This is a genomic window from Candidatus Neomarinimicrobiota bacterium, from assembly GCA_022573815.1.
In the GTDB taxonomy this organism is placed as follows: Bacteria; Fidelibacterota; SORT01; order SORT01; family SORT01; genus JACZTG01.
Map to the genome: position 1 here is coordinate 100,977 of JACZTG010000004.1, position 24,504 is coordinate 125,480.

19 protein-coding genes, 1 tRNA gene and 1 other RNA gene are annotated in these 24,504 nt (G+C 38.7%); 4 read left to right on the forward strand and 17 right to left on the reverse strand.

The window, feature by feature from the left end; translation table 11 throughout:
* Positions 1-36 precede the first annotated feature (36 nt).
* Complete coding sequence (locus IIB39_02885; protein ID MCH8927644.1) at positions 37-2,985, forward strand: hypothetical protein; 2,949 nt, start codon at positions 37-39, stop codon at positions 2,983-2,985.
* Here the strand turns inward: IIB39_02885 and IIB39_02890 are convergent, their stop codons facing one another.
* From IIB39_02890 to thpR, 7 genes are all read right to left on the reverse strand, one after another.
* Positions 2,986-5,580, reverse strand: a complete 2,595-nt coding sequence (locus tag IIB39_02890) for an HD domain-containing protein (GenBank protein MCH8927645.1) — start codon at positions 5,578-5,580, stop codon at positions 2,986-2,988.
* 80 nt (positions 5,581-5,660) lie between these two features.
* Positions 5,661-6,086: a DNA-binding protein gene (locus IIB39_02895; GenBank protein MCH8927646.1), complete on the reverse strand. Its 426-nt coding sequence runs from the start codon at positions 6,084-6,086 to the stop codon at positions 5,661-5,663.
* A 3-nt stretch (positions 6,087-6,089) separates the two neighbouring features.
* Positions 6,090-7,538: an aminomethyl-transferring glycine dehydrogenase subunit GcvPB gene (gcvPB, locus tag IIB39_02900; protein ID MCH8927647.1), complete on the reverse strand. Its 1,449-nt coding sequence runs from the start codon at positions 7,536-7,538 to the stop codon at positions 6,090-6,092.
* 13 nt (positions 7,539-7,551) lie between these two features.
* On the reverse strand, positions 7,552-10,167 hold the full coding sequence (alaS, locus tag IIB39_02905) for an alanine--tRNA ligase (protein ID MCH8927648.1): 2,616 nt from the start codon (positions 10,165-10,167) through the stop codon (positions 7,552-7,554).
* A complete protein-coding gene (locus IIB39_02910) occupies positions 10,168-10,701 on the reverse strand; it encodes a regulatory protein RecX (GenBank protein ID MCH8927649.1) in 534 nt (177 codons plus the stop codon).
* Positions 10,702-11,772, reverse strand: a complete 1,071-nt coding sequence (recA, locus tag IIB39_02915) for a recombinase RecA (protein ID MCH8927650.1) — start codon at positions 11,770-11,772, stop codon at positions 10,702-10,704.
* A gap of 9 nt (positions 11,773-11,781) precedes the next feature.
* Positions 11,782-12,345, reverse strand: coding sequence for an RNA 2',3'-cyclic phosphodiesterase (thpR, locus tag IIB39_02920; protein ID MCH8927651.1), 564 nt, complete (start codon positions 12,343-12,345; stop codon positions 11,782-11,784).
* Positions 12,346-12,536: 191 nt separating this feature from the next.
* Between thpR and IIB39_02925 the strand changes: the two genes are divergently transcribed.
* Genes IIB39_02925 through IIB39_02935 form a run of 3 tightly spaced genes read left to right on the forward strand, consistent with a single transcriptional unit; the run spans position 12,537 to position 17,414 of the window.
* Positions 12,537-13,934, forward strand: coding sequence for a PEGA domain-containing protein (locus tag IIB39_02925; protein ID MCH8927652.1), 1,398 nt, complete (start codon positions 12,537-12,539; stop codon positions 13,932-13,934).
* A gap of 2 nt (positions 13,935-13,936) precedes the next feature.
* Complete coding sequence (locus IIB39_02930; GenBank protein ID MCH8927653.1) at positions 13,937-14,803, forward strand: hypothetical protein; 867 nt, start codon at positions 13,937-13,939, stop codon at positions 14,801-14,803.
* Complete coding sequence (locus IIB39_02935) at positions 14,793-17,414, forward strand: T9SS type A sorting domain-containing protein (protein ID MCH8927654.1); 2,622 nt, start codon at positions 14,793-14,795, stop codon at positions 17,412-17,414. Before IIB39_02930 ends, IIB39_02935 begins: the two co-directional genes overlap by 11 nt.
* 1 nt (position 17,415) lies before the next feature.
* Here IIB39_02935 and IIB39_02940 read toward each other — a convergent pair whose 3' ends face one another.
* The 10 genes from IIB39_02940 to amrS form a co-directional block, all read right to left on the reverse strand.
* Entirely contained in the window at positions 17,416-18,654 is a 1,239-nt protein-coding gene (locus IIB39_02940; GenBank protein MCH8927655.1) for a competence/damage-inducible protein A, read from the reverse strand.
* On the reverse strand, positions 18,651-19,043 hold the full coding sequence (locus IIB39_02945) for a phosphatidylglycerophosphatase A (protein ID MCH8927656.1): 393 nt from the start codon (positions 19,041-19,043) through the stop codon (positions 18,651-18,653). Before IIB39_02945 ends, IIB39_02940 begins: the two co-directional genes overlap by 4 nt.
* Before the next feature lie 63 nt (positions 19,044-19,106).
* On the reverse strand, positions 19,107-19,724 hold the full coding sequence (pgsA, locus tag IIB39_02950; protein MCH8927657.1) for a CDP-diacylglycerol--glycerol-3-phosphate 3-phosphatidyltransferase: 618 nt from the start codon (positions 19,722-19,724) through the stop codon (positions 19,107-19,109).
* Positions 19,721-20,332 carry a recombination protein RecR gene (gene recR, locus IIB39_02955; protein ID MCH8927658.1) on the reverse strand — a complete coding sequence of 204 codons (612 nt, stop codon included), beginning with the start codon at positions 20,330-20,332 and terminating at the stop codon, positions 19,721-19,723. The genes pgsA and recR overlap by 4 nt, the downstream gene beginning before the upstream one ends.
* 12 nt (positions 20,333-20,344) lie before the next feature.
* Positions 20,345-20,698 (reverse strand): YbaB/EbfC family nucleoid-associated protein, encoded by a 354-nt coding sequence (locus IIB39_02960; GenBank protein MCH8927659.1) that lies wholly within the window; start codon positions 20,696-20,698, stop codon positions 20,345-20,347.
* Entirely contained in the window at positions 20,699-22,390 is a 1,692-nt protein-coding gene (gene dnaX / locus IIB39_02965) for a DNA polymerase III subunit gamma/tau (GenBank protein ID MCH8927660.1), read from the reverse strand.
* A 23-nt stretch (positions 22,391-22,413) separates the two neighbouring features.
* Positions 22,414-22,682: signal recognition particle sRNA large type (ffs, locus tag IIB39_02970), an RNA gene on the reverse strand.
* Between the two features lie 7 nt (positions 22,683-22,689).
* Positions 22,690-22,762: transfer RNA gene (locus tag IIB39_02975), tRNA-Ala, on the reverse strand.
* A gap of 89 nt (positions 22,763-22,851) precedes the next feature.
* A complete protein-coding gene (locus IIB39_02980; GenBank protein ID MCH8927661.1) occupies positions 22,852-23,400 on the reverse strand; it encodes a hypothetical protein in 549 nt (182 codons plus the stop codon).
* 40 nt (positions 23,401-23,440) lie between these two features.
* On the reverse strand, positions 23,441-24,490 hold the full coding sequence (gene amrS / locus IIB39_02985) for an AmmeMemoRadiSam system radical SAM enzyme (protein ID MCH8927662.1): 1,050 nt from the start codon (positions 24,488-24,490) through the stop codon (positions 23,441-23,443).
* Positions 24,491-24,504: the final 14 nt, after the last annotated feature.

Below are 24,504 nucleotides of genomic sequence, written 5' to 3' on the forward strand. Positions count from 1 at the left end.
TTTCCTTCAGAATAATAATTATTTGTAACTTTAACTATGTCGTATAAAAAGGAACCATCTGAAGAGTTCTTATCACCCTTCAGAGACCGAAAATCTGCCGTAAAGAACCTGACCGCACTCGCAGGCCATTTAAAAAATAACGCATCTTTTGAAAATCTGCGGAATATGTTTATTGATAATCCCAATCCTGATCAAGCATTAAATATTCTTTTACGTTTTATTGATGCAGGCTGTTACTCGGATATCGGTAAAAGTATTGACTCCATCACAAATATAAGTCTCTTAATTAAATTATTTGGTTATAGCGAGTATTACGCAGATGTGATAATTCGCCGTTCGGATATGTTTTCTGATTTTATATTAAAAAATAATATTCATGATGAATTTCTGATTCTTCCCAAAAGCGAATATTTTCTGCCTACCTCAGCTGTTACTTTAACTGATGCCTTGCACCAATTACGTTTATATAAGGAAAAGGCCTATTTTCATATAGGTGTACGTAACATTATCAAATTGACTAACCTTGAAACGACTATTGCAAATCTTTCACTTCTCGCAGACTTTGTAATCCAAAATTCATTGATTCTTGCAGAATTTTCGTTAAGTAAGAAATACGAAATTGATAATAATTCGTTTTGTATTATCAGCGTCGGAAAATTAGGTGGACAAGAGTTAAATTATAGCTCGGATATAGATTTGTTATATCTATACCAGGATGATTATTCAAATTCTGATTCGTTCGATAAGACAGAAGTTTACTCTTACTGTTCTGAGTTAGCATCCCTTCTCTCACTATATTTAACAGATAAAACTGATGACTTACAGATGTATCGAGTCGATTTAAGACTTCGCCCCCACGGAGAAGCCGGCCCAATAGTCCGGGATATTTCAAGCTATCTTCGATATTATGAGCAGAGCGGACAAACTTGGGAACGACAAATGCTTATCAAGGCAAGGATCAGCGCCGGGAATGCCGATACCGGTGAACACTTTTTGCAGATGATTAAACCATGGGTATACGCTCGGTCTCCCGAAATCAACTATATTAAAGATATATATAAAATAAAAGTCAGATCAGAAAGGATCCCAAATGCATCAAACAATATTAAACTTTTTTCGGGCGGAATTAGAGATATAGAATCTATTTGCCAAACATTGCAGCATTTATACGGTGGAATTGACAAATCACTACGCGGGAATGGAACTATCGAGTCCATAAAACTTTTGAAAAGTAAAGGTAAACTATCTTCAAGCGAATCTCAATTATTATATGATTCATATGTGTTTTTTCGCAATCTTGAACATTCGTTACAATATCCTCATAACCGTCAAACACATTCATTGCCGTCGGATACTAATAGCAAACATAGCCTTGCAAAGAGAATGTCACTTAATAAATGGGAAGACTTAGAAAAGGAAATCAGCAGGACACGAAAAAACGTTAGAGCAATCTTCAATGATATCTTCAAAACAGAATCCGAAGAGATCAATACCGATTTGATTTTTAACTCCGAAGACACAGATGAAGTGGCGCTTGATGTAGTGGCAACTATGGGATTTAACGACAGAAAGTCTTCATTGAGGAATCTTAGATTTCTTTCCAAGGGTCACCCTCCCAATATCTTCCCTGAATCTGTTCAACTGAAGTTCAGGAAGGTTTGGAATTTATTGTATCATAATTTATACAGATCCGCAAATATGGATATTGCTCTTAATAACCTTGAAAAAATCGTTCACTCTTATGCTGCACCGGGCGCTTTATACGATCTTTTTATAGAAAGACCCGATTTCCTTAAGCTTTTGATATTTTTAACCGGTAGTTCATCAAAATTAGTAGATCAGTTAGCTTCAAAACCTGAAATTTTTGATTCTATATTCCAACCCGGTGATTTATTAAATCAATCAAACCTACGAAAATCTTTTATATTTGAAACAAGAAATAAGAAAAACTTTTCAGATTTCGCTAATTCATCTTATTCCTTTATGATCAAGCAGCAAATAGTAGTCTATCTTTGGTATTTACTCGGGAATCGCTCATTAGAATCAATTGAAAATGCTTTGACCAATATAGCAGATCTGATTCTTAAAGAATCAATTGAACTAATATACTCCACTAATGGATTGAATATTCCGTTATCCCTTCTCACCTTAGGTAATTTGGGAAGGAAAGAAATCGGCTTTGCAAGCGATGTTGATTTGATATTCGTTTTAGCTCCACAGGATAATCAAAAGGTAAACACAAGAGATATTGAAACCGGTACTAAATTCGCGCAGCTATTTAGTGACCTGATTTCCGGAAGTAATGGCTCTCCCACGCTTTATAAAATAGATTATCGGATGCGCCCTGAAGGTAGGAATGCTATGCTTATAGCTACTTTACCTGATCTATTACATTACCTGGACGATCGTGCTGCTCCATGGGAAATATTAGCGTACATGAATACGCGTAGTATCTGGAACAGTCATAATGCCAATGATAATGTCGGTGGATTGATTAGGGCCGCCGTTCACCAACGGGGTTTAATTAAAAACGATAAGAAATCGCTGCAAGATCTAACACAAAAAACCCGAAAAGAAAAACATATCTCAGGAGAATTCAATTTGAAATGGAATGAAGGAGGTATGCATGATATTCAAAATATAGTGTGGTTATATCAATTACGCTATAGCTCTAAATATCATATTCTTACATCATACCATTCGACAATCGGTTTACTGGAGCAGCTAGAGATTGCCGGAGTTATAAATTCAAATGATAGTAATGAACTTTCTACAGCATATAAATTTTACCGCTTTGTAGATCAACATTTATATATGTCGCTGAATAAATCCAATGGAATATTACCTGATAAATCGGCTGATATACAATATCTTTCTGAAGTAATTGGTTTAACTCAGAGCAATAATTTAACTGAAATGCTGAAAGAATATGCTGATTTAGTTAAAGAGATAGTAGAGAGGTTAAATCAGGCTTTGGAAAATTGATCATAAAACATCTTTCTCTATTTCACTAATTATAGCTTCTCTGATTTCGTCTTCGCTTACATTTATCCCTACTTTGTTGCCCTTTTCATCAAGTAAATAAAAGGAATCTATTAAACCATCTACCTTTGTGGAGATTTTAGCGGAATAGATTATTAGTCCCATTTTTGATAGAGCTCTTGTAAAAGAATAAAGTAACCCTGGTTTATCACCACCGGTAATATCGATAATAGAAAACTTCTTTGTTTCTTCAAATTCTATGCGAATTGGAATTCTGACTTTTTCAGTTTTTTTCCATTTCCAACGTTTCATGTGATTCTTAAACAAGTCATCTGTACTTATCTGATTATTCAGTACCTTTATCATCTCTTGTTCAAGCTTTACTATTAGTTCACTTTCCAAGGGACCGCCATGTTCAGAGGATACTACATGGAAATTATCGATAATGATTCCATCCTCCCTCGTATATATTTTTGCTTCAAATACGCTCACATCATTTACAGCAAATACTCCGCAAATATCGGATAACAGAAATGGCCTATCACCTGTAACTACCGTAACTCCGCTGAAATTGTAATAACTTTTACTCTCCAAGCATACTGATTTGTTTCCAACATTATCAGCCATCTTAAAATGTTCTATTATTTGGCGGCTGTCGAAATCTCTTTGATATGATGCCGGAAGCATTTTAAGAATTTTTCGTATCTTATCAACTTTGTACACTTCACTCAGCTCTTTTATTAATGCTTCATCAAATTCTTGCACATCTGTCAGGCGCAATCCGCTATAATAATCCACTGTATTTCTATGGAGCTGACTGAGCAATGATTTTTTCCATTCTGACCACACGTTGGGATTAACAGCGTATAGGTCTGCATACGTCAATAGATACAAACAATCCAATATTGATTTCTTATTTATTAAACTAACAAATTTTTCAATTGTCTCATGAAGCATCAAATCACGTCTAAATGCAACGTGCTCCATCAGCAGGTGGTTCTTAATTAAGGTTTTTACCAATTCAACATCGCCCTTGAAATTCATCTTTATAAGGATTAATTCAGTTTTATTCGCTCCTTCGACTACGTGTTGCGCTTCTGTTTTTTCAAAGGGCTTTGCCATATCGTGAAACAGGACAGCCAATAGCAATTCTTCCATATTCCCAATATTTCTCATCAACTCATTCAGTTCTCCAAAACCCTGCAAATCAGCCAATTCCTCTAATACCTCTAAGGCTCTCATTGTATGCTCATCCGTAGTGTAGTAATGATATTTACTCTTCGGAGCATAGCAGTATATATCATCAAGTTCGGGAATAAGTAATTGTAACAGCCCTGACTCAAAAAGCTGTCTTAATATTGAGGCAAGATTGGAGACATCGCTGAACAGCGAAAAGAATATATCAGCGGATTTCTGTTTATCCTCCGAAGAATATTTTTGGCCAATTATCTGATGTTCTATTTTATAGAGAAGTCCTGAGGATAATCTTAGGTCGCTTATCTTAGAATATCGAAACAAGTCCATTATTTTTTCAATTTTATTTTCAAGTAAGATAGAATCGTAATTTGTTAAATAGAGTCGGTTCCCATCAGAGAATATATTTGAAAATATTTCTTTGTGCTTTTCTTTATGTGATAATGCGGGTGCGGAAGAATCATTTGTATATTCCTCCGAAAGCCTTAACGCTCTTGAAATATTTCGCGAAGCTCTGTAATAATTTCTTAAAAAAGTTTGTACATCTTCATTTGCTATCGACAAATTATTTGCGACTTGGTCGCGAATATCAAACGTCAGATAGTTGTTATTACTCTTTTTTAAATAGTGGATTTCGTGCCTCACTCGCAGCATCAAGTCTGTTGCCTCTAAAAGTCGCTCGGTCAGAGCATTATGCCATCCATGTTTTTTTGATAACTTATTTATAATTTCATCATGCCGCGGATAAAGAGAAACATCCTCAAGAGGGTGAAGCAAATCGGAAGTAAGATATAGCCATATGAGCGAATGCACGTCCCTGAGACCGCCTGCGCTCTCCTTTATATTCGGCTCTAACATTCTACTCGTCAAGCCAAATTTTTTATGGCGAGAATGGATTTCCTTTAGTTTAAGAAATGGAAAAGTCTTAAAACGCGAAGGGAATATTTCACTCTGCAAAACATTTATTAGAGCTGCCAGTACTTCAGTTTCTGATTGAATAATTCTAAGATCCAGTAAAGAAGAAAAGAAATGCAAGTCCGACAACGCTTGATCTTTTAATTCAATCATATTTACAAAGTTGTGCGATACAGTCCATCCTAAATCCCATAAAGTACGAACCAATTTAGCGATCGATTCTTTTTCTGTCTTAGACTCTTCTATATAAACCGTAAGTAAATCAATATCAGAGTATGGTGATAATTGACATCTTCCGAATCCGCCCATAGCGCAGATAGCCACTCCTTTTATTCCCAAAGATTTTGATATTGAGATGACGGCCGAATTTGCAAGTTGTGTTAGTTTTAATGATGTATCTCGACCGGAATTCCCTTCATCGTGAGATTTTCGTATATCGGCAAATGCTTTTGCTACAGAATCAGAGGTGTATTCAGAAAGTTTAGTCATGAGATTATCTATCGAAAAAGATAATATGAATATTCAGTAAAGGTAAAGAGCGAAGTTGATGTATTACTTTAGATATGCACTTATTTATCGGTGAGATTTAGCAGAGGTAATGCCGCATCACTGTCGAGTCTGTTCATCCTTACTTTTGAATCTATTAGTGAAAATTCACCGGTTGCGGAAATAATCCCCTCAAACAGATGTCCACCTCGAGTTTCCATATTAACATTTGATATTATTGCATGAAGATGAGCAATTTTCTTTTCGCCCTTATGTGCCATATTCCCAATGCAAGATAACAGTTCTACGTTTTCATTATAATCTTTGCGTATATATTCTTTTTTATGAATGTCATAATAGCCGAGTGAATAGGAGGACAATGCTCCAATTCCCATTACAACACCGCCTTGTAAATTCAGATTATCCATTAATTCTGAAAGAGTCCTTTGAATTTCCTCTCCCGTTTCCATGCGAACCTGATAACCATATGCTGTTTTGAGATATTCCATATTTTATTCTACAGCATCCCAGGTTAAGCGTAAATGACGAACTGCCGTCGCCTCATCCAATTTTCTAACAGGTGTATCGAAAGGTGCATCTAAAACTTTTTGGGGATCGGAGTCTATCTCTTCATCAATCTGTTTGAGTATGGAAGCAAAATCTTCAAGCGTTGCTTTTGATTCTGATTCAGTGGGTTCTATCATCAATGCTTCTTTAACTATCAGTGGGAAATACACGGTTGGCGCATGTACCCCGAAATCGAGTAATCTTTTAGCTATATCTCCCGCTTTCACTCCACGTTTCTTTTGAGCTTCAGCGCTTGCAACAAATTCGTGCATACAATGCTGAGCAAACGGAATATCATATTTGTCTTTAACAAGTGACTTTAAGTAATTTGCATTGATAATTGCGTTAGTTGACGCTGATTTGAATCCATCCACACCCATTAACTTTATATAGGTAAAAGCCCGGACTAAAACACCGAAATTCCCATAAAATCCGTGAATACGTCCAATGCTATCAGGATAATCATAACTTAATGTATAACTTTCAGTATTCTTTTGCACCTTTGGTATAGGTAGGTACTTATCAAGTTTTGAAACTACTCCCACCGGACCTGAACCAGGTCCGCCGCCGCCGTGGGGAGTACTGAAAGTTTTATGCAAATTAAGATGGATAATATCAAATCCCATTTCAGCAGGTTTCATCTGAGAAATTAGCGCATTAAAATTTGCCCCATCAATATAAAGCAGAGCGCCGACATCGTGAATCATCCTTGAAATTTCAAGAATCCGTTCTTCAAACAAACCAAGCGTATTTGGATTAGTAATCATCATCCCCGCTACATTCTCATCAAGCTTGGATTTCAAATCATTTACATCAACAAGCCCCCTATCGTCCGATTTTACTGGCATAGATTCATATCCGCTAATTACAACGCTTGCCGGATTTGTGCCATGCGCAGAATCAGGTATTAATACCTTTGTTCTCGGATTTCCATTATCCGTATGATATTTTCTCATCATCATTATTCCGGTCAGTTCGCCTTGTGATCCGGCTGCGGGCTGAAGAGTAAACGAGTCCAATCCTGTAAAACCACATAACATCTGTTCGAGTTCGTAAAGCATTTGAAGCGCGCTCTGAACAGTGGACAAAGGCTGATGAGGATGAATATTTGCAAAACCAGATAACCTTGCCACCGCTTCATTTATCTTCGGATTATACTTCATCGTGCATGATCCAAGTGGATAAAACCCTTTATCGATGTGGTGATTTGTCACACTTATATTTATAAAATGCCGCGCTACTTCAGGTTCGCTAACTTCAGGAAGAGAAGGTTTTGTGTCTGATAAGTACTTGTCCGGAATTAGATCATTCAAATGTCTCTCTTCTATATCTAACCCGGGAAGAGAATAACCTATTCTTCCCGGAACGCTTATTTCATTTAACAGTTTCTCCAATACTAATTTCCCTTTACTTCTTCTTTATTAATTTAGCCAACACGAATTTAGCCTGTTTTATAGATTTATCAAGTAATTCAGGTCGTTTCCCACCGGCGGTTGCCATATGGTCGCTTCCACCCCCGCCGCCTTCTATCATTGAGCTAAGTTCTTTTACAATGGAATTTGCGCTCACACCATATTTCTTAATTACATCTTTTGAGGCAATGACCACAAGCTGCGCTTTACCTTTTATCTCTGCCCCGAGAACCCCAACTCCGCTATCCATTTTATCTCTTAGTTTATCGGCGATCTGTTTCATCTCTTCTATAGAGGATGATTTAATTATTTTTGCCACAAGTTTGATACCGTCTACCTCTATGGCAGACTTAAGCCATGCATCCAATTCAAGAGATTTAGAAGAAACCGCGGAAGTCTTCAGTTTTTTCTCTAATTTTTTGTTCGCATCGGAAAGTACTTTAACTCTCGCAGGTATCGAATCTCCTTTGACTGACAGAAGTTCTTCAATTTCGGATAAAACTGATTGATTATTCTGAAAATACTTTATCGCTCCTTCACCTGTAACTGCCTCTAATCTTCGGACTCCTGATGACACACTTGATTCCTGCGTTATAGCAAATAGACCGATATCGCCGGTTCTGTTAACATGCGTACCTCCGCATAGTTCTTTGCTAAAATCGCCCACCTCAACCATTCGAACTTCATCACCGTATTTTTCACCGAACAGTGCCATGGCACCGGCTTTTTTTGCTTCATTAAATGTTGTGATGGTCGTATTCAATTTGATATTCTCTCTGATTTTATCATTGACAATCTTTTCTATTTCCTTCAATTGTTTTATAGTCGGTTTTTCAAAATGTGTATAATCAAACCTTAATCTGTCAGCATCAACAAGAGAACCGGCTTGCCGCACGTGATCTCCTAATACCTCTCTTAATGCGGCATGCATAAGATGAGTAGCAGTATGATTCGGAAGGATGTTTTTCCTACGCTCACTCGTGACGGAAGCCTTAATATTCATACCTACTTTGGGTTTACCTTTTATAACTTTACCTATATGAAGATAGTGGGATCCTCCGATTTTTTGTGTATCCGTAACACTAATTTCCAGAGTATCATTGGTAAGCAGTCCGGTATCGCCTATCTGACCGCCTGATTCCGCATAGTAAGGTGTTGCTTTAAGTAAAAGACTTATGCTTTTGTTTTTATTGGTAATAATCTGAGTTATCTCACTATCAGCTTCAAGTGTTTCATAACCTAAAAACTGTGTTGCTTCGACTTTAATTTCTACACCTTCAGGAATGAGACTGTCCACGCTAAATTTTTTCCCGGATCGGCTTCTTTTTCTCTGAACATCCATCTCTTTCTCGAAGGCGTTTATGTCAACGCTAAATCCTTTCTCCCTTGCCATTAGTTCAGTAAGGTCTAATGGAAATCCATACGTGTCATACAACTTAAAGGCATCTTCACCGGAAATCAGTGATTTATTTTCTTTTTTGGCTTTTTTTAGCGTCTGATTGAAAATTTCGATTCCTCTGTCCACTGTTTCACCAAAACTCTCTTCTTCAGAATGAATCACCTTTTCAATGTGTTTAAGATTTTCAGGAAGCTCGGGAAATGTATTTCCCATCATATCGGATAGAGTTGACACTAATTTATAAATAAACGGCGAGTGCATATCGAGATTTCTGCCGAACCGTGCTGCTCTCCGTAGTAATCGTCTGAGGACATATCCTCTTCCTTCGTTTGAAGGGAGAACCCCGTCGGCAATGGAAAAACTTAAGGAACGTAAGTGGTCGGCTATGACTCTAAAGGATACTTGATCGTCCCCCTCATATTTTTTGCCTGTGAGCGATTCAATCTTTTTAATAATCGGGGTAAAGATATCAGTATCATAATTTGATTTCTTCCCCTGAATGAGAGATACAACGCGTTCTAAACCCATTCCGGTATCAACATGTTTTGAGGGCAGTTCCTTCTTTTCTCCTTTTGAATTCCGATTATACTGAATAAAAACCAAATTCCATATTTCCAGGTAATCAGGATCATCAGAGTTAATCTTATCGGCAGATTGATTATTGATATCCTCGCCAATATAGTAGTGTATCTCCGAACAAGGTCCGCACGGACCGGTATCTCCCATCTCCCAAAAATTATCCTTGTCGCCAAACATTAAAACCTTTTCGGCTTTGATTGGAGTAACCTCAGTCCATAATTTTTTTGCCTCATCATCACTGTCATGAACTGTTGCCCATATCCGCTCCCCATCCAATCCCCAAATCTTCGTGAGGAGTTCCCAAGCCCATTCGATCGCTTCCTTCTTATAGTAGTCACCAAATGACCAATTCCCGAGCATTTCAAAAAAAGTATGATGTGATGTATCAACTCCTACATCTTCAAGGTCGTTATGCTTTCCGCTTACCCTGATGCATTTTTGGGTGTCAACTACCCGAATATATTTGGATTTTTCCGTACCAATAAAGATATTTTTAAACTGGTTCATTCCCGCGTTGATGAACAATAATGTCGGATCGTCAGCCGGTACTACAGGAGTCGAAGGAACAATTTCATGTTCCTTATCTTTGAAATATTGTAGAAATTCCTCTCTTATTTCGTTTGCCGTTTTCATCTAATCAATTGATAATGTTTCAATATCTGCGATAGCTTCCCGAATAACGTCCCATCTGTATCCCCGTCTTTTCAGAAAATCGACATGCTTTTTCGTTTCTTTTGCGTTCACTTCAGAATCGCTTTTTATTCTCTTTGAGAGCAAAGTCCTTATTAAGTCATATTGACTGTATTTTTCATATATCTTGTCAATAGTTATCTCAAGTATTTCTTTATCTATACCCTTTAAAGTAAGCTCATACCGTAATTTATCAGGTCCCCACGATCTTGCTTCTACCTTACTTCTCGAAAAAAGCATTGCGAATTTTTCATCGTCCAAGAGATCTGATTGCAAAAGGATATGAATTACCTTTTTAATAATTTCAGGCTCATACCCTTTTTTGTGCAATTTATCTATCATCTCTTTAACAGAACGGTCGCGATGGCTTAGAAATACCAAAGCACTATCCTTCGCCTTAGCAAGAGGATTAAAATTCAGATTTGATTGATTTGTATATTTCACAGTTTGGTACGATTCACCGGTCTTAGTTGGCAATTATTCTTTCTCGGCATCTTCTTTCGTGTCAACTTCTTTGGAATTATCTTTTTTATCCGGCTCAGCACCAGGAATAATTCCAAGATGAACTTTAACTTTTTGTTCTAACTCTTTCATCACATCTTTATTGTCATGTAAGTATATTTTGGTGTTCTCTCTACCCTGACCGAGTCTTTCGTCACCATATGAATACCAGCTGCCCATTTTGTTAATAAATCCGGCTTCTAAAGCCAAATCAAGAATATCCGCTTCATATGAAATTCCTAAGCCGTACATAATATCAAGCTCTACCTCCCTGAATGGAGGCGCCATTTTATTCTTCACGATTTTCACTCTAACTCTATTACCTACAGAAACCGAGCCTTCTTTTATGGCGCCTATTCGCCTTATATCCATCCTTACCGAAGCATAAAATTTTAACGCACGACCGCCTGTAGTCGTCTCCGGGTTTCCGAACATAACACCGATTTTCTCTCGTATTTGGTTGATAAAGATAACACAAGTGTTAGATTTTTTTATGACGGCAGCCAGTTTTCTCAGTGCCTGAGACATAAGGCGGGCTTGAAGTCCCATATGAGACATTCCCATTTCCCCCTCAAGTTCGGCACGTGGAACCAGCGCTGCCACAGAGTCTATGACGATGGTATCAATCGCGTTGCTTCTAACAAGCGTTTCTGTAATTTCCAAAGCCTGTTCACCCGAATCAGGCTGTGAAAGCAAAAGTTCATCGGTTACAACACCCAATTTTCGGGCATAACGAGCGTCTAATGCATGTTCGGCATCAATAAACGCTACTTTACCGCCCAACTTTTGTGACTCCGCTAATATATGAAGGCTTAACGTAGTTTTACCCGATGCTTCCGGTCCATATATTTCCACGACTCTTCCCCGAGGTACGCCGCCGATTCCCAAAGCGGCATCAAGAGAAAGTGCTCCGGTTGGAATAGAATCTACTTTAAACATTGCGGCATCATCACCAAGTAACATTATAGAACCTTTACCAAATTGTTTATCTATGTGAGCCATTGCCAGCTCGACTGCTTTCGCTTTAGCCTCATCTGATTTTGCCATTAAAATCTCCTAATTATAAAAATGGACAGTGTGTAAATTCGTATAGTTAGCCCCTGTGGGCTTTAAATCACTTTTTACTACATTCAGTTTTTTTATCTTAAATGCTGTTTGGTCTATTTTTATTCCATTTACTTCTGAAATAAATAGTTTTTTATCTGTCAATTTCTTTATGCGGCCAATAGTAATATGCGGTTTGAAATATCTTTTCTCAATCTCAAACCCGCTGGCCGTGAGGTAATAATCACATCTCTCAGCCACCTGTCTTAATTCTTCAACTTCACCACCAATTCCGACCCAAATAACAGTTGGATTATATTTATCAGAAAACATCCCCAATTCTGTCAGGGATAAATTGAGACAACGCGCATTCTCGGCTACTTTATTCATCGCTTCAAATATTTTATTATGATTATTATCATCAATCTCACCTAAGAACCGTAGAGTAAGATGAATATTTTCATTTTTTATCCAGTTCAGTTCAGCACCTTTATTTGTAAGCTGTTTTTGAATAATAGTGATTTGGTTCCTTATGACATCCGAAATTTCAAGGGCTATAAATGTCCTAATATTCATATCAATACAAACCTTTAATCTATATAAAATCGTTCTGTTAAGCAAAAGAAAACGGTGATAGAAAGTTATTATTTTATATAGTAAGATATAAAACACCGGAATCAGAATAAACGTTTGATGACTTGACTTTGCATGTTGACAAAAATAACTTTTTCGCTAAACCACTATTGATTGGATAGCAGATTAAAATAATGTTAAGAATCGTTACAATGTCGGTCATTCTCATTTCACTTGTAGCCGGGAATTTAACCGCACAACAAAAAAGTAGTAATCCTCAAGAGGTAACAATAATATCGAGCACTCAACGATTGGCGGTATATCCGTTGAGTATGGATGAAATCAGCCGGAGAAACCGTTCTCGAATCAGAACTAAATTTCAAACTATACTTAGAAAGAGGAGTAATTATTATGTCCTGGGACCCGATCAGGTCAAGATAATACTGCAAAGTCAGGGTCTAAACACCAAATCAACTTGTGTGAATATTGAATGTCTTGCTAATTTTGGAAAAAACGTCGAAGTGGATTTTGCTATTGGTGGAGAAATCAAGATCGTCCCAAATGGTTTAAGTATTTACTTGATTCTTGTAAGTTCGAGTCAATCCAAACAAATGAATTCGATTTCTAAAACGATTAGAGGAGATTTAACTCATTTAATAAATAATGAAATTCCTCCTCTGATCGATGACCTGCTTGATGAAGCAAAAAACCAACAGTCCGCCTCGCTTACAGTGAAAAGTGATGCGGACAGCTCTGCCGTCTATGTGGACGGTATTTTAGTCGGCAAGACTCCATTTTCCACGTCAAATATCAGCTTTGGCAGACATTCAATCAGAGTGGTAAACAGAAAAGAATTTAAGGAGAGAGTTGAGAAAATCTACATTACTTTGAACGAACCCGAAGCTATAGTAGTTGTTAATTTTAGATTTAAATTGGGCAAGCTTTACATTTCCGGCTTACCATACGGCGCTCATTTGACTATCAACGATATTTCTCTTGGAGAGATTCCCTATAAGGATACCAGAGTATTTTGGGGCGAATATAATGTTACCGCCGGTCATATCGGCTACTATGATAAAACTGTCATAACAGATGTTGCCAGTTATGATCCAATGCATATCGAAATAGTGCTTGAGCGTAAATCAAAATATCTCGCAGCCTTTTACTCATTTGTAATACCCGGTATGGGTCAGACATATTCCGAACATTGGAAAAGAGCGGCATTTTTCCCTATAGCCACATCTTCCGCAATTGTAGCAAGCGTCTATATGGACCGCCTATATGCCGGCGCTCTTAAAAAATATGAGTTCAGAAGAGACAAGTATATTGAATCACTGAATGTTGATAGTCAAATTGACATTAACAGGACACGCATGGATGCAGCACTCGATGATGCGAACAACAAAAGAAGAATTGGTTTTATTGCGATGGGAGTAACAAGCGCGTTATGGTTTATTAGTGTCGCTGACGCATTCCTTACTTTTCCACCCGCTATTAGAGACCCTTGGGAATCCGAGAAGGCAAAATTTCCTTCATTAAGTTATTCTCCACAGAGCGAAGCGTTATTATTATCTTGGGATGCTCGGTTTTAGTTATGAAAAAGTCTATTATTTTCATTTTAATGGCATTGTTTATCAGTTGTTCGTTAGTAGAAGATGCGCCTGACGCTACCGATTATGCAAACGTTTGGGACCCAAGTTCACAATTCTATAAACCGCCAAAAACACTGTTTATCCAAAAACCGGCATTGATAATAAATGAGCATACCACAACTTTCAGCTGGAGCTCCACCCGTTCCGGCTCGCCGAAAGGTACTGCCATTGATACCTCTGAATATGTTAATATCGCCTGGTCGTTTAAATTAAACAACCAAGAGTTCAGCGCCGTATCTACTTCCCGGGAAACAACGTTTACCTTTCTCACTGATACGCTTAATATCTTTGAGATTAAAACCCATTATCCAAATGGTGAAGTCGAGAATCCTTCTACAATTTATGAATTTCGAGTAGATGAAATTGATGGTTCCTCTTTGCGATTTCACCCAAGAAAAAAAACTAATGTCAGTGTAGGAATTGCTTTTGAAATGGAAATTTATGCCGAAGAGGTCAAAAACCTCACCGGCGCAAAAATTGTCCTTCAATATGATCCCGATTCGCTAAGTATCGAAAGCGTATCAGCTCCCTTGGACTCTGAATTCATAATGGCCGAAAATGGCGGAACGATACTGTTTATGACTCCTGAAATCTCAAATAGTCTTGGAATTGTTACACTGAATATGGCAGTCGCCGGAGGTACGCCTTTTAGCGTTGATGGTACCGGTAAATTAGCCATAATCAGAGTTGTTCCGCTTCTACCGGGATTATCTACAATCAAATTCACCGATGGATCTATTTTCAGGAATTCTGATAATAATAATGTCGCCATATCCCGTAGAGTGGATGGAATAATCATTGCTGAATAAAACTAATATCATTCACCTGTTTTCAGTTTTAGGAATAGTTTTCACATTTAATTCTTTTGCCTTTTCTGTTACTCCCTCAATAATCATAAATTTGGTCGGCGGTGGAGAGTTATCTGGCGATGTATCATTTAATTTTATCATTAGTGACGCAGAAAATATCGCTGTTGATTTGAAAGTGGAATATAACATCGGCGGTGATTGGGTGACGGCGACTACAACCGGTGACATATCAGCGCTATTGCCTCCTGCGTATTCAGGCACTTTTAGTTGGATTTCTCTCACGGACGCCGATGGCATTGACTCCCCTAACACCTTAATTCGTGTCACTCCATCCGATTCTAGTGGGACAGGAGCTCCGGGTGTGAGTTCTTTTTTCCTTCTTGATAATAACCTCACTCCGAAACTGACTATAGAAACTCCATCCGGCGAAAGTTCGGGAGATGTAATTATAACTTATGCGCTTTCTGATCCTGAAGGAGATGATCTTAATATCATCGGAGAATATAATGTTGACGGTACATGGCAATTTGCCCTTTCTATACCAAATATAACATCAGCTAATTATTCAGGCGAATTAACGTGGTCGTCTCTCAACGATATTCCCGGTATAGACGAAACTAACACATTCTTTAAAATCATTGTGTCCGATAACGATATTGGAGATGCGGCAGCTACTAATGCATTTCATTTAGATAATAATGATATACCCTCCATATTTATCTCAGGGCCGGTAAACGAATTTCGCGGCGATGCTATTATCAGCTATAATATTTCTGACAATGAAGATGACACATATGGGATAAGAGTGGAATATTCAACCAACAACGGTTCTTCCTGGTCCCTGGCGGATGTTACCGGGGATACATCCGGATTAACGTTAAAATCCGGAAATATAACCTGGAATTCATTGCGGGATATTCCAAGATTTGTAGGCGGTGCATTATTACGACTAATTCCGCACGATAATGACGCAGGTAATCCCGGATCGGTTTCCCTGCTTATGGATAACATCGGCGCACCCGCGGTTTTTATCAACACCGGATTTCCGTCAGAACTTCAAGGCGATTTTATATTTCAATATCAGATAATAGACGAAGAATCCGATTCCGTTTTTCTTGACGTTGAATTTAGAAGAAACCCGAATTCGCCCTGGATTGATGCAGACATCACCGGACAATTGGACGAGCTGTTTCCCGGCGGATATAGCGGAACTCTTACCTGGCATTCCGATTCAATCGGGCAGCTTTCACACGAAGATCGCTTACATGCAGGTTTTAGAATTATGGCAAGAGATAAGAATCCCGGAGGATGGTTCGAGTGGCCCGATGTCCACGTAGACAACAATGAAATACCCGAAGTAATTTCGGTCAGTTCAATACCAAACACTATCACGGGAAAAATAACAATCCCGATGGAAATAGCTGACGTAGAAGGCGATACGCTTTCTATTGATGTGCAAATCAGCCGAGACGGGGGTATTACATGGAAATTCGGATCGTCCAATGGAGAATCTTCAGGCCTCTTACCGACGAATTATACACCGGATTTTATTTGGGATTCTGTGATTGATTTGGGATTTCATCTCGCCGCCGATGTCAGACTTAGATTAGCAGCAAGAGATAATGATAGAAGCCCCTTCATAGAAACAAATGATTTTATAGTACATAACAAAGTGGGAGACTTTTCGGGGGATTTGCGTATCGATTTCGATGATATCGCCGGGTTTCAAAACAGCTGGCTCGCGCAGGACACCATCAGGGAGACCGGCCCCACAACCGGCACTGTTCCAAATTTAGTTGTTCAGAGAGACGGTGTTGTGGATTTTGAGGATTTACTCCCCTTTATACAAATGTGGAATTGGTCGTTAGAGGCCAATGGAGGTTCAAGTTCAAAGCCTATTACAGAATTTTCCGGCTCGAACGGCTCTCCTGCCCTTCTAATCGAATCAAGAGAGAACGAAGACAGCAGTATTGATGTTTACATCGCTATTCCTGAAACAGAAAATGTCTGGTCGGGACGGATACAGTTTTTTTATGATAGCAAAATTAAAATTGCAGACCTATCGCTTACAGATTCTTACGCAGATAACAGGCAGAGTATTTACATAGAACGCATTGAAAACTCTATTGGCACAGCAGAGGTCGTTATTGCTCCCATAGACGGATATTCGCTCAGCGACTGGAGAGATCAATTGATCAAATTAAATATTCAATCCAATGCTTCCGGTTATTCGGGGACATTGACAGTCGCCTATGACTTTAGAGGAAAAGATGGAGAGAAGATAGAATCAGCTGTTCAAGAATTTGAGTTTGAAATCAGGTCAAACATTCCAAAAGAATATCAACTGCTTAACAATTACCCTAATCCATTTAATCCTTCAACAACTATTGAATTCGATTTAACCGTTCAAGGAGACATTCGACTCACAATTTACAATTTATTAGGAGAGGTGGTAAAAACATTCGCTGACCAGGCGCTGGAACCCGGAAGGCACACCATTGTATGGAAAGGTGACTCAAATTCAGGTGTTGCAGTTTCTTCGGGTATCTATTTTTATTCGCTTAGAACTGGAAATTTTCATTCGGTCAAGAAGATGCTTCTCGTACGCTAACTTATTTATCCTTTAGCTTTTTCAATAGAAAAAATAGAGCGGCAGCAGCGCTTCTATGCTTATTTATATTTCGTGAATCCCCAAACTGGAATTTCCGATATTCACTTCCGGCGGAATCTGAATATCCAACGTAAACCAGACCAACAGGTTTATCTTCTGTACCTCCGTCCGGTCCTGCTATTCCGGTAACAGAAAGCCCAATATCGCTATTCATTTTTTTTCTGATTCCTTCCGCCATTTCAATAGCGGTCCGGGAGCTCACCGCTCCTTTAATTTCAATTGTTTCTTTATTTACTCCGAGTAAATCGATTTTGACTTCATTGCTGTATGATACGACTCCCCCTAAAAAGTAGAGTGACGAACCGGGTATATCGGTTAGATTATCCTGTATTAGTCCGCCCGTACATGATTCTGCTACAGCGACTGTGAGGTCTTTCTCTCTGAGTTTTTTACCGACAACTTCCGGCATCGTTTCTCCATCTGTAGAATAAATATAATCGGGCAGATTTTGCGAAATTAAATGAACGGAGTTTTCCAATCTTGCGCTAACTTCTTTTTCGTCAGTTCCTGTTGCCGTAAACCGAATCCGTGTGCCGCCGTAACCGGGAAGATACGCTATAGAAATATCACCTAAATCAGGACGCAGAGGCTCAATCAGTTCCGAAATCCCCGATTCGCTGATTCCCGCAGTGCAAAGGGTTCTAAATTTTATCTTGCGCTTTTTACTGTTTCTAATGATGCGAGGTATAACACACTCCGTAAGCAGAGATTCCATTTCGTGCGGAACGCCCGGCATTGAATAAAAAATCGAGTTTCCCTTCTTGAAAATCATTCCCTGCGCTGAGCCTAATTCATTCGGAATTATTTCACAACTGTCAGGATATTCCGCCTGCCCAATATTAGATTTATGAAATATCCATCCTCTGCTCTCAAATCGCTCTTTTAGATTCAAAAGCAAATCCTGATGTAGTTTTAACTTCCCTCCAAAATATTCTAAGAAAACCTTTTTTGTAATATCGTCTTTAGTCGGTCCTAAGCCGCCGGTTACAAATATATGATCATAGTTTCCTGTTGTAACTTTAAGAGCATTCATAATCGCATCTTTATCATCACCCACTGTGAGAATAGAGTTCAAAGTTATCCCTGCTTCTACGAGAGCATTTGCAATATATTTTGAATTAGTATCCTGCACCTGACCAATTAATATTTCGTCTCCGATTATAATAATTGCTGCTGTCATAAAATAAATCTTTCAACCAAAAGCAATATGACCCCGGCGTAAACACCGGCAAGGATGTCGTCAAGCATTACACCGTATCCGCTTTTAACGGATTCGAGATTTTTAATTGGAAAGGGCTTTGATATATCCATTATCCGAAACACTGTCAGAGCGGCCGCTATCCACCATATTCCTTCAGGAGCAATCAACAAAGTGACCCATACACCGGCTATTTCGTCTATCACAATAATTTGATTATCTTCAGTTCCCGATTGCCTTTCTATTTTAGCGGCTGCTATCGCACCGAAAATAAACATAAATACGAGAATAATAATTTTAATTTGAAATGAGACGGATGTTAACAATACGAATAACAGAACGCCAAGTATGCTTCCATAAGTCCCGGACATTCCCGGTAAATATCCGACCCCTAAGCCGGTGGCAAAAAGATAAATTATTTTCGACAAAATAATTTATGAATTGAGTAAGGAGCGATAGATACCTATAGCCATCTGCCTAACAACCTTTCGGTTACCGAAATAATATCTGAAACCGGAAAACAATGTAATCAGTACAATAACAAACATTCCCGCGTTTGTAAAGCCGCTTTCATTTATATATCTCACAATTGCAGGATTTAGAGTATACCCGAAAGGATTGTTCACTAAATTATGATAAATCAAAATGAAGGCGATTAGAAGAAATTGAAATGTAGTTTTCCATTTAGCAAAAATTTCGGTTCTTAAGGGTTTGTTCTTACGAAGACTATATAAACGTAAAAGGGTAACTACTATATCTCGCGCAACGACTATCAAAACCATCCAAAGGCTTAAATAACCGTTTATTACGAATCCGATTAACGCCGAACCTGTAATCAATTTATCGGCGAGCGGATCTACAAATGTTCCCCATTTCGTAACAGTGCCGTATTTACGTGCAATATAGCCATCGTAAAGATCTGTTAATGACGCCATTGCAAATATCAGTGTGGCAATAAAATAATTATATGACAGATCACCATATACTAATAGGATAAAAAAAGCAGGTGTCAGCGCAATCCGCAAAACGGTAAGTTGATTAGGAAGTATCAATCGGAGCCACTCGTCTTTACTTCCATCCTACCCTCGAAGGCGCGTATTAAAGTCACTGCATCAGCATGCTCCAACGCACTACCCATTGGAATTCCACGCGCAATCCTTGTAACTTTTATACCGAGCGCTCCTAATTCTTTTTGCAAATATAATGTGGTTGTTTCCCCTTCTATGCTCGGATTAGTCGCTATAATAACTTCCTCTACTTTATCAACTCTTGATAAAAGTTCTTTAATATGAAGATCTTCAGGTCCAACTCCGTCAAGAGGAGATATTACTCCTCCTAATACATGATAAAGTCCTCTATATTCGCCGCTCCTTTCAATAGCCATAATATCTGTCGCTTCTTCCACAACACAGATAATGGATTTATCGCGACGCTGACTGCTGCAGATTGAACAGAGAGAATTTTCAGTGAGATTAAAACATACCTCACATTCTTTGATTTTATTTTTTGTTTCCACAAGTGCGCTTGCAAGCCGCTCTACCGTAGAGTTACTCTGTTTTAACAGATGTATTACCAATCGCAGAGCAGACTTTCTGCCGATTCCGGGAAGCTTTGACAACTCGGAGATAAGCTTTTCAATAAGCGGTATGGATTCAGCCATAAATTATTTAAATCACATTCCTGAAAACGGCATTTTCATTCCGCCCGGTAAGTTGCCCATCATACCACCGGTGGCTTTCTGCATCTGCTCGGCTGCAGCTTCCTGCGCCCGGTTTAGAGCCTGATTAACAGCAGCAAGCACTAAATCCTCAAGCATTTCAACATCTTCGGACATTACTTCCGGCTCAATTTTTATCGAGAGAACTTCTTGTTTTCCATTGGCTTTGACAGTTACCATTCCGCCGCCCGAGCTTCCTTCTACTTCAAGCTTCTCTAATTCCTTCTGCACACTTTCTATCCTACTCTGAACCTTTTGCGCTTGTTGCAAAATGCTGTTCATATCGAATTTCAAACTACTACCTCCCATTTAAATCGTTAATTTACCATTGAATTTTTCTATAATCTTTTCAACCGTCGGATGTTTAAGAAAATCATCATCATTTACACTTTCATCTTTGGATGAAGTACCCTCTATATCTTCCTGTGTGGCAAAATCCCCAAGCGATGTCTTAATACTGAGGTCTCTTCCGGTTTTAGTTTTAATGAAATCTCTGATATATTTGGAATTGTGCTCTACAGAGCCTTTTTCATAAGCATTACTGGTATCGAAAGATAATTCAACATAATTACCGTTGATAACGGTTGGAATAGCTTTTCGTAATGAGCTTCCCAGATTACTTCGTTTTTCCGTGATTTCATTCACTATAGTTTTCCATTCATCCATAAAAGTTTCCAAGTTTGAAAATGAATTATCTGTGTCTTTGGTATCATTATCAGATGAGGCAGCTTCAGGTTTTTCTTCTATTACTGTCTCATTCTTAACTGAGATTGACTCATTTTTCTCACTTTCAGGTTCTGCCTTTTCATTCTGATTGGCAGAGCTCGCAGCTGATTCTTCTTTTTGTTTATTATTATTCTCTATTTCACCCGAATAGCCAATCTCTTTTAAAACTGATTGTATATCTATACTCTTATCCATATTGGTAATGTTCAATAATAGTAGCTCAAAAATCGTACCGGGCATTGAACTTCTGGATATAGAAAGAGAAGTATCCTGCGTCATTTTCAGCAATCTAAGAATCTCTGATTCGCTGATTTTCTCCATTTTAGAGAGAAATAAATCTTTTATTGCTTGAGTTGTTTCCAATAATTCAGCAGAACCGGTTGCTTTTGTTATGAGTAATGATCTTAGATGCTCCATTAATCCGGCGACGAGAGTTTGAGGGTCATACCCCTCTTCCATTAGCTCATTTGCCAGCGCCATCGCTGCTGATGAATTCCCCGTCATAGCAAGATCAGTGATGGAAAAATATATTTCATCATCAATGATTCCCATGACCGATCGCAAATTGGTGTACTCTATATCGCCATCCGAAAATGATATTGCCTGATCTAAAAGGCTCAGCGCATCTCTCATTCCTCCATCCGCTTTCCGTGCGATTAATTTTAGTGAATCTTCATCAATCTTTATTTTTTCTTTATCAGTCAATTTTCTAATTGATTCAATAATTACCGAACTCGGTATCCTTCGGAAATCAAACCGTTGACATCTTGAAAGAATAGTAGGGGGAACTTTATTTGGCTGCGTAGTAGCAAAAATAAAAACCACATTAGGGGGCGGCTCTTCAAGAGTTTTTAGAAGAGAATTGAAAGCCTCTCTCGTGAGCATATGTACTTCATCAATGATTACGACTTTATATTGGGATTTCAGCGGTGGATGACGAAGATAGTCCTGTAGGTCATCTCTGATCTTATCCAGTCCGCGATAGGTAGCGCCGTCAATTTCAAGAACATCAAAACTACGACCTTCGGTTATTTCCACGCAAATATCGCATTGACCGCAAGGCTCGGATTTTTTCCCCTCAAGACAGTTCAGCGCTTTTGCAAGAATCCTGGCTGTCGTTGTTTTTCCTACTCCTCTTGGACCGGTAAGTATATAGGCATGGGACATCCTATCAGAGCTTAAAGCGTTTTGAAGGGTCTGCGTTACATGATTCTGTCCGATAACATCTTTAAATACTTGTGGTCGATATTTCCTTGATAATACTAAGTAAGACAAATACTCTCCTTCTAAATTATGGGCTGCGCACCATAACTCTGTGTAACCTTTCTTGCAACTTCTATACTAATTCAGGCTCCACCTAAGCTAACTACGGCACACAAGTTGTTAGCATACCGCTGCTACCTTCCGGTCCTGACGGGATTCAGCAACTTCCCGTTGCGTAGGGCTTAGAGCATCAACACTTGTCTCAGTAAGTAACTGTAAAATCAGTGTACCCTCGGTAATGGTATCGACCCGGCTTTAGCGGATTGCCGGTTACAGGGCACCGCTACCTCCCCATCGTGCACAGCCTCTCGTGGAGCCGAAGGGAGTCGAACCCTCGACCTCTGCGTTGCGAACGCAGCGCTCTCCCAACTGAGCTACGGCCCCATTTATATCATTTAATAATAATTCCATTAATCGAAGATGTCAATAAAGGTTTGCTTGGAACAATAAACTTTTAGAACTGTTTTCTGAAATTATGCTTGAGAGGGAATCATAAATGCGGACTTCAAATTCTGTGCTTTTTCTTTAAGGGAATCTATCGAAGAATATTTCATAATCGCTTCAATCAATGAATTCAGATGTGCCTCTTCAGATTCAATAAGATGATCAATAACAGCGCGAAACGGCTCTTTGGGACTTTCGATAATCCTATCATAAATCTCATTTATTTCTAAAGTTTCTAATTCAAACGCCTCATTCAGGGCATCATCAAGGCTAAAGTCATCGTTTTTCAGCTTCGCCTCAGAAGTTAAAATAAAATTTTCCATCTTTAATATCGTTGAATAATCAATTTCTACGATATGACTAAACATATTCGGATTATTTCGATACATATTAGTTAATGTTGAGATAATCGTAGCGTGTATTGATTCTTGCTGTGCAAGGGAATCCCAAAAAACTCTTATGTCATCAGGTTGGGGGAATTTTTCCGCTACTTTTAGATAAAATTGCTGCATTCTGAGCTCGAGTCCGCCCATTATGTTTAACAATTCTGAAGTAGAGTATGTGCTCGTATCATTCATAATTAGTTATTTGGAAAGATAGTCAGCCAGATTTTATCAGTCAAGAACTAATCGGAGTCAATTTGTCCGAATTAAAAAAACCGGGTACTTTCGTTCCGCAAGTAGGGCAGCTTCCTTCAGGTATTTCATCAATCAAGACAGCGTGCCAATCTCTTCTGATTAGCTCTCTGTTGCAATTCGAGCAATATGTAGTTGAAGCTTCGATATCTTTTACATTTCCCAGATAACAATACTTTAGTCCTGCACTCAATGCAATTTTTCTCGCCATCTTCAATGTTGAATGCTCCGTACGCGGCAGATCCTTCAACTTAAAATCAGGATGAAATGCGCTGAAATGCAAAGGCGAGTCCGTACCGATATTTTCAACGATCCAATCAACCATCCTTTTGAACTCGTCTTCTTCATCATTGAGAGTTGGAATTACCAGATTTGTGATTTCAATCCACACATCTGTTTCATTCTTCAACCAGCGAATTGTATCCAAAACAGGTTCAAGTTGCGATAGTGTTATCTTACCGTAAAACTCCTGTGAAAAAGCTTTTAGATCGATATTGGCAGCGTCCACATGTTTATAGGCTTCTATTCTCGCTTCAGGTGTTATATATCCGGCTGTAACCCATACACTTTTTATACCTTCTTCCCGAGCTAATTTGGAAATGTCCATCGCGTATTCCGCCCATATTGTGGGATCATTATATGTGAAGGCTATCGAAGGACAATCATTTTTTATTGCCAGACTAACAACGTTTTCGGGCGATGCTTCCAAACTTTGCGCTTCATCAATTTTTGCTTTGGATATATGCCAATTCTGGCAAAATTTGCAGCCGAGATTGCATCCTGCGGTACCAAAACTCAGCACGTTCGTTCCCGGAAGAAAATGGAATAACGGCTTTTTCTCAATCGGATCTATAGCGAAGCCTGTCGGTCTGCCATATGCCATATTATGTATTTTGCCGTCTATGTTCTTCCGAACGTAGCAAAAACCTGCTTTCCCCAATGGAATCTTACAATAACGGGGACAAAGGTTGCACTTAACCCTATCGTTCTCAATCGGTTCTTGCCAGAGTCCTATATGCGTGTTGTTACGCATTATATGACGTATAT

What these genes read in the sequence shown, in the direction of transcription:
- recR (MCH8927658.1), bottom strand. Translation starts at nt 20,332, where the DNA reads ATGGCTGAATCCATACCGCTTATTGAAAAGCTTATCTCCGAGTTGTCA.
- IIB39_02925 (MCH8927652.1), top strand. Translation starts at nt 12,537, where the DNA reads ATGTTAAGAATCGTTACAATGTCGGTCATTCTCATTTCACTTGTAGCC.
- IIB39_02930 (MCH8927653.1), top strand. Translation starts at nt 13,937, where the DNA reads ATGAAAAAGTCTATTATTTTCATTTTAATGGCATTGTTTATCAGTTGT.
- IIB39_02885 (MCH8927644.1), top strand. Translation starts at nt 37, where the DNA reads ATGTCGTATAAAAAGGAACCATCTGAAGAGTTCTTATCACCCTTCAGA.
- amrS (MCH8927662.1), bottom strand. Translation starts at nt 24,490, where the DNA reads ATGCGTAACAACACGCATATAGGACTCTGGCAAGAACCGATTGAGAAC.
- IIB39_02960 (MCH8927659.1), bottom strand. Translation starts at nt 20,698, where the DNA reads ATGGGAGGTAGTAGTTTGAAATTCGATATGAACAGCATTTTGCAACAA.
- IIB39_02890 (MCH8927645.1), bottom strand. Translation starts at nt 5,580, where the DNA reads ATGACTAAACTTTCTGAATACACCTCTGATTCTGTAGCAAAAGCATTT.
- thpR (MCH8927651.1), bottom strand. Translation starts at nt 12,345, where the DNA reads ATGAATATTAGGACATTTATAGCCCTTGAAATTTCGGATGTCATAAGG.
- IIB39_02940 (MCH8927655.1), bottom strand. Translation starts at nt 18,654, where the DNA reads ATGACAGCAGCAATTATTATAATCGGAGACGAAATATTAATTGGTCAG.
- IIB39_02895 (MCH8927646.1), bottom strand. Translation starts at nt 6,086, where the DNA reads ATGGAATATCTCAAAACAGCATATGGTTATCAGGTTCGCATGGAAACG.
- recA (MCH8927650.1), bottom strand. Translation starts at nt 11,772, where the DNA reads ATGGCAAAATCAGATGAGGCTAAAGCGAAAGCAGTCGAGCTGGCAATG.
- alaS (MCH8927648.1), bottom strand. Translation starts at nt 10,167, where the DNA reads ATGAAAACGGCAAACGAAATAAGAGAGGAATTTCTACAATATTTCAAA.
- IIB39_02945 (MCH8927656.1), bottom strand. Translation starts at nt 19,043, where the DNA reads ATGTCCGGGACTTATGGAAGCATACTTGGCGTTCTGTTATTCGTATTG.
- IIB39_02980 (MCH8927661.1), bottom strand. Translation starts at nt 23,400, where the DNA reads ATGAATGATACGAGCACATACTCTACTTCAGAATTGTTAAACATAATG.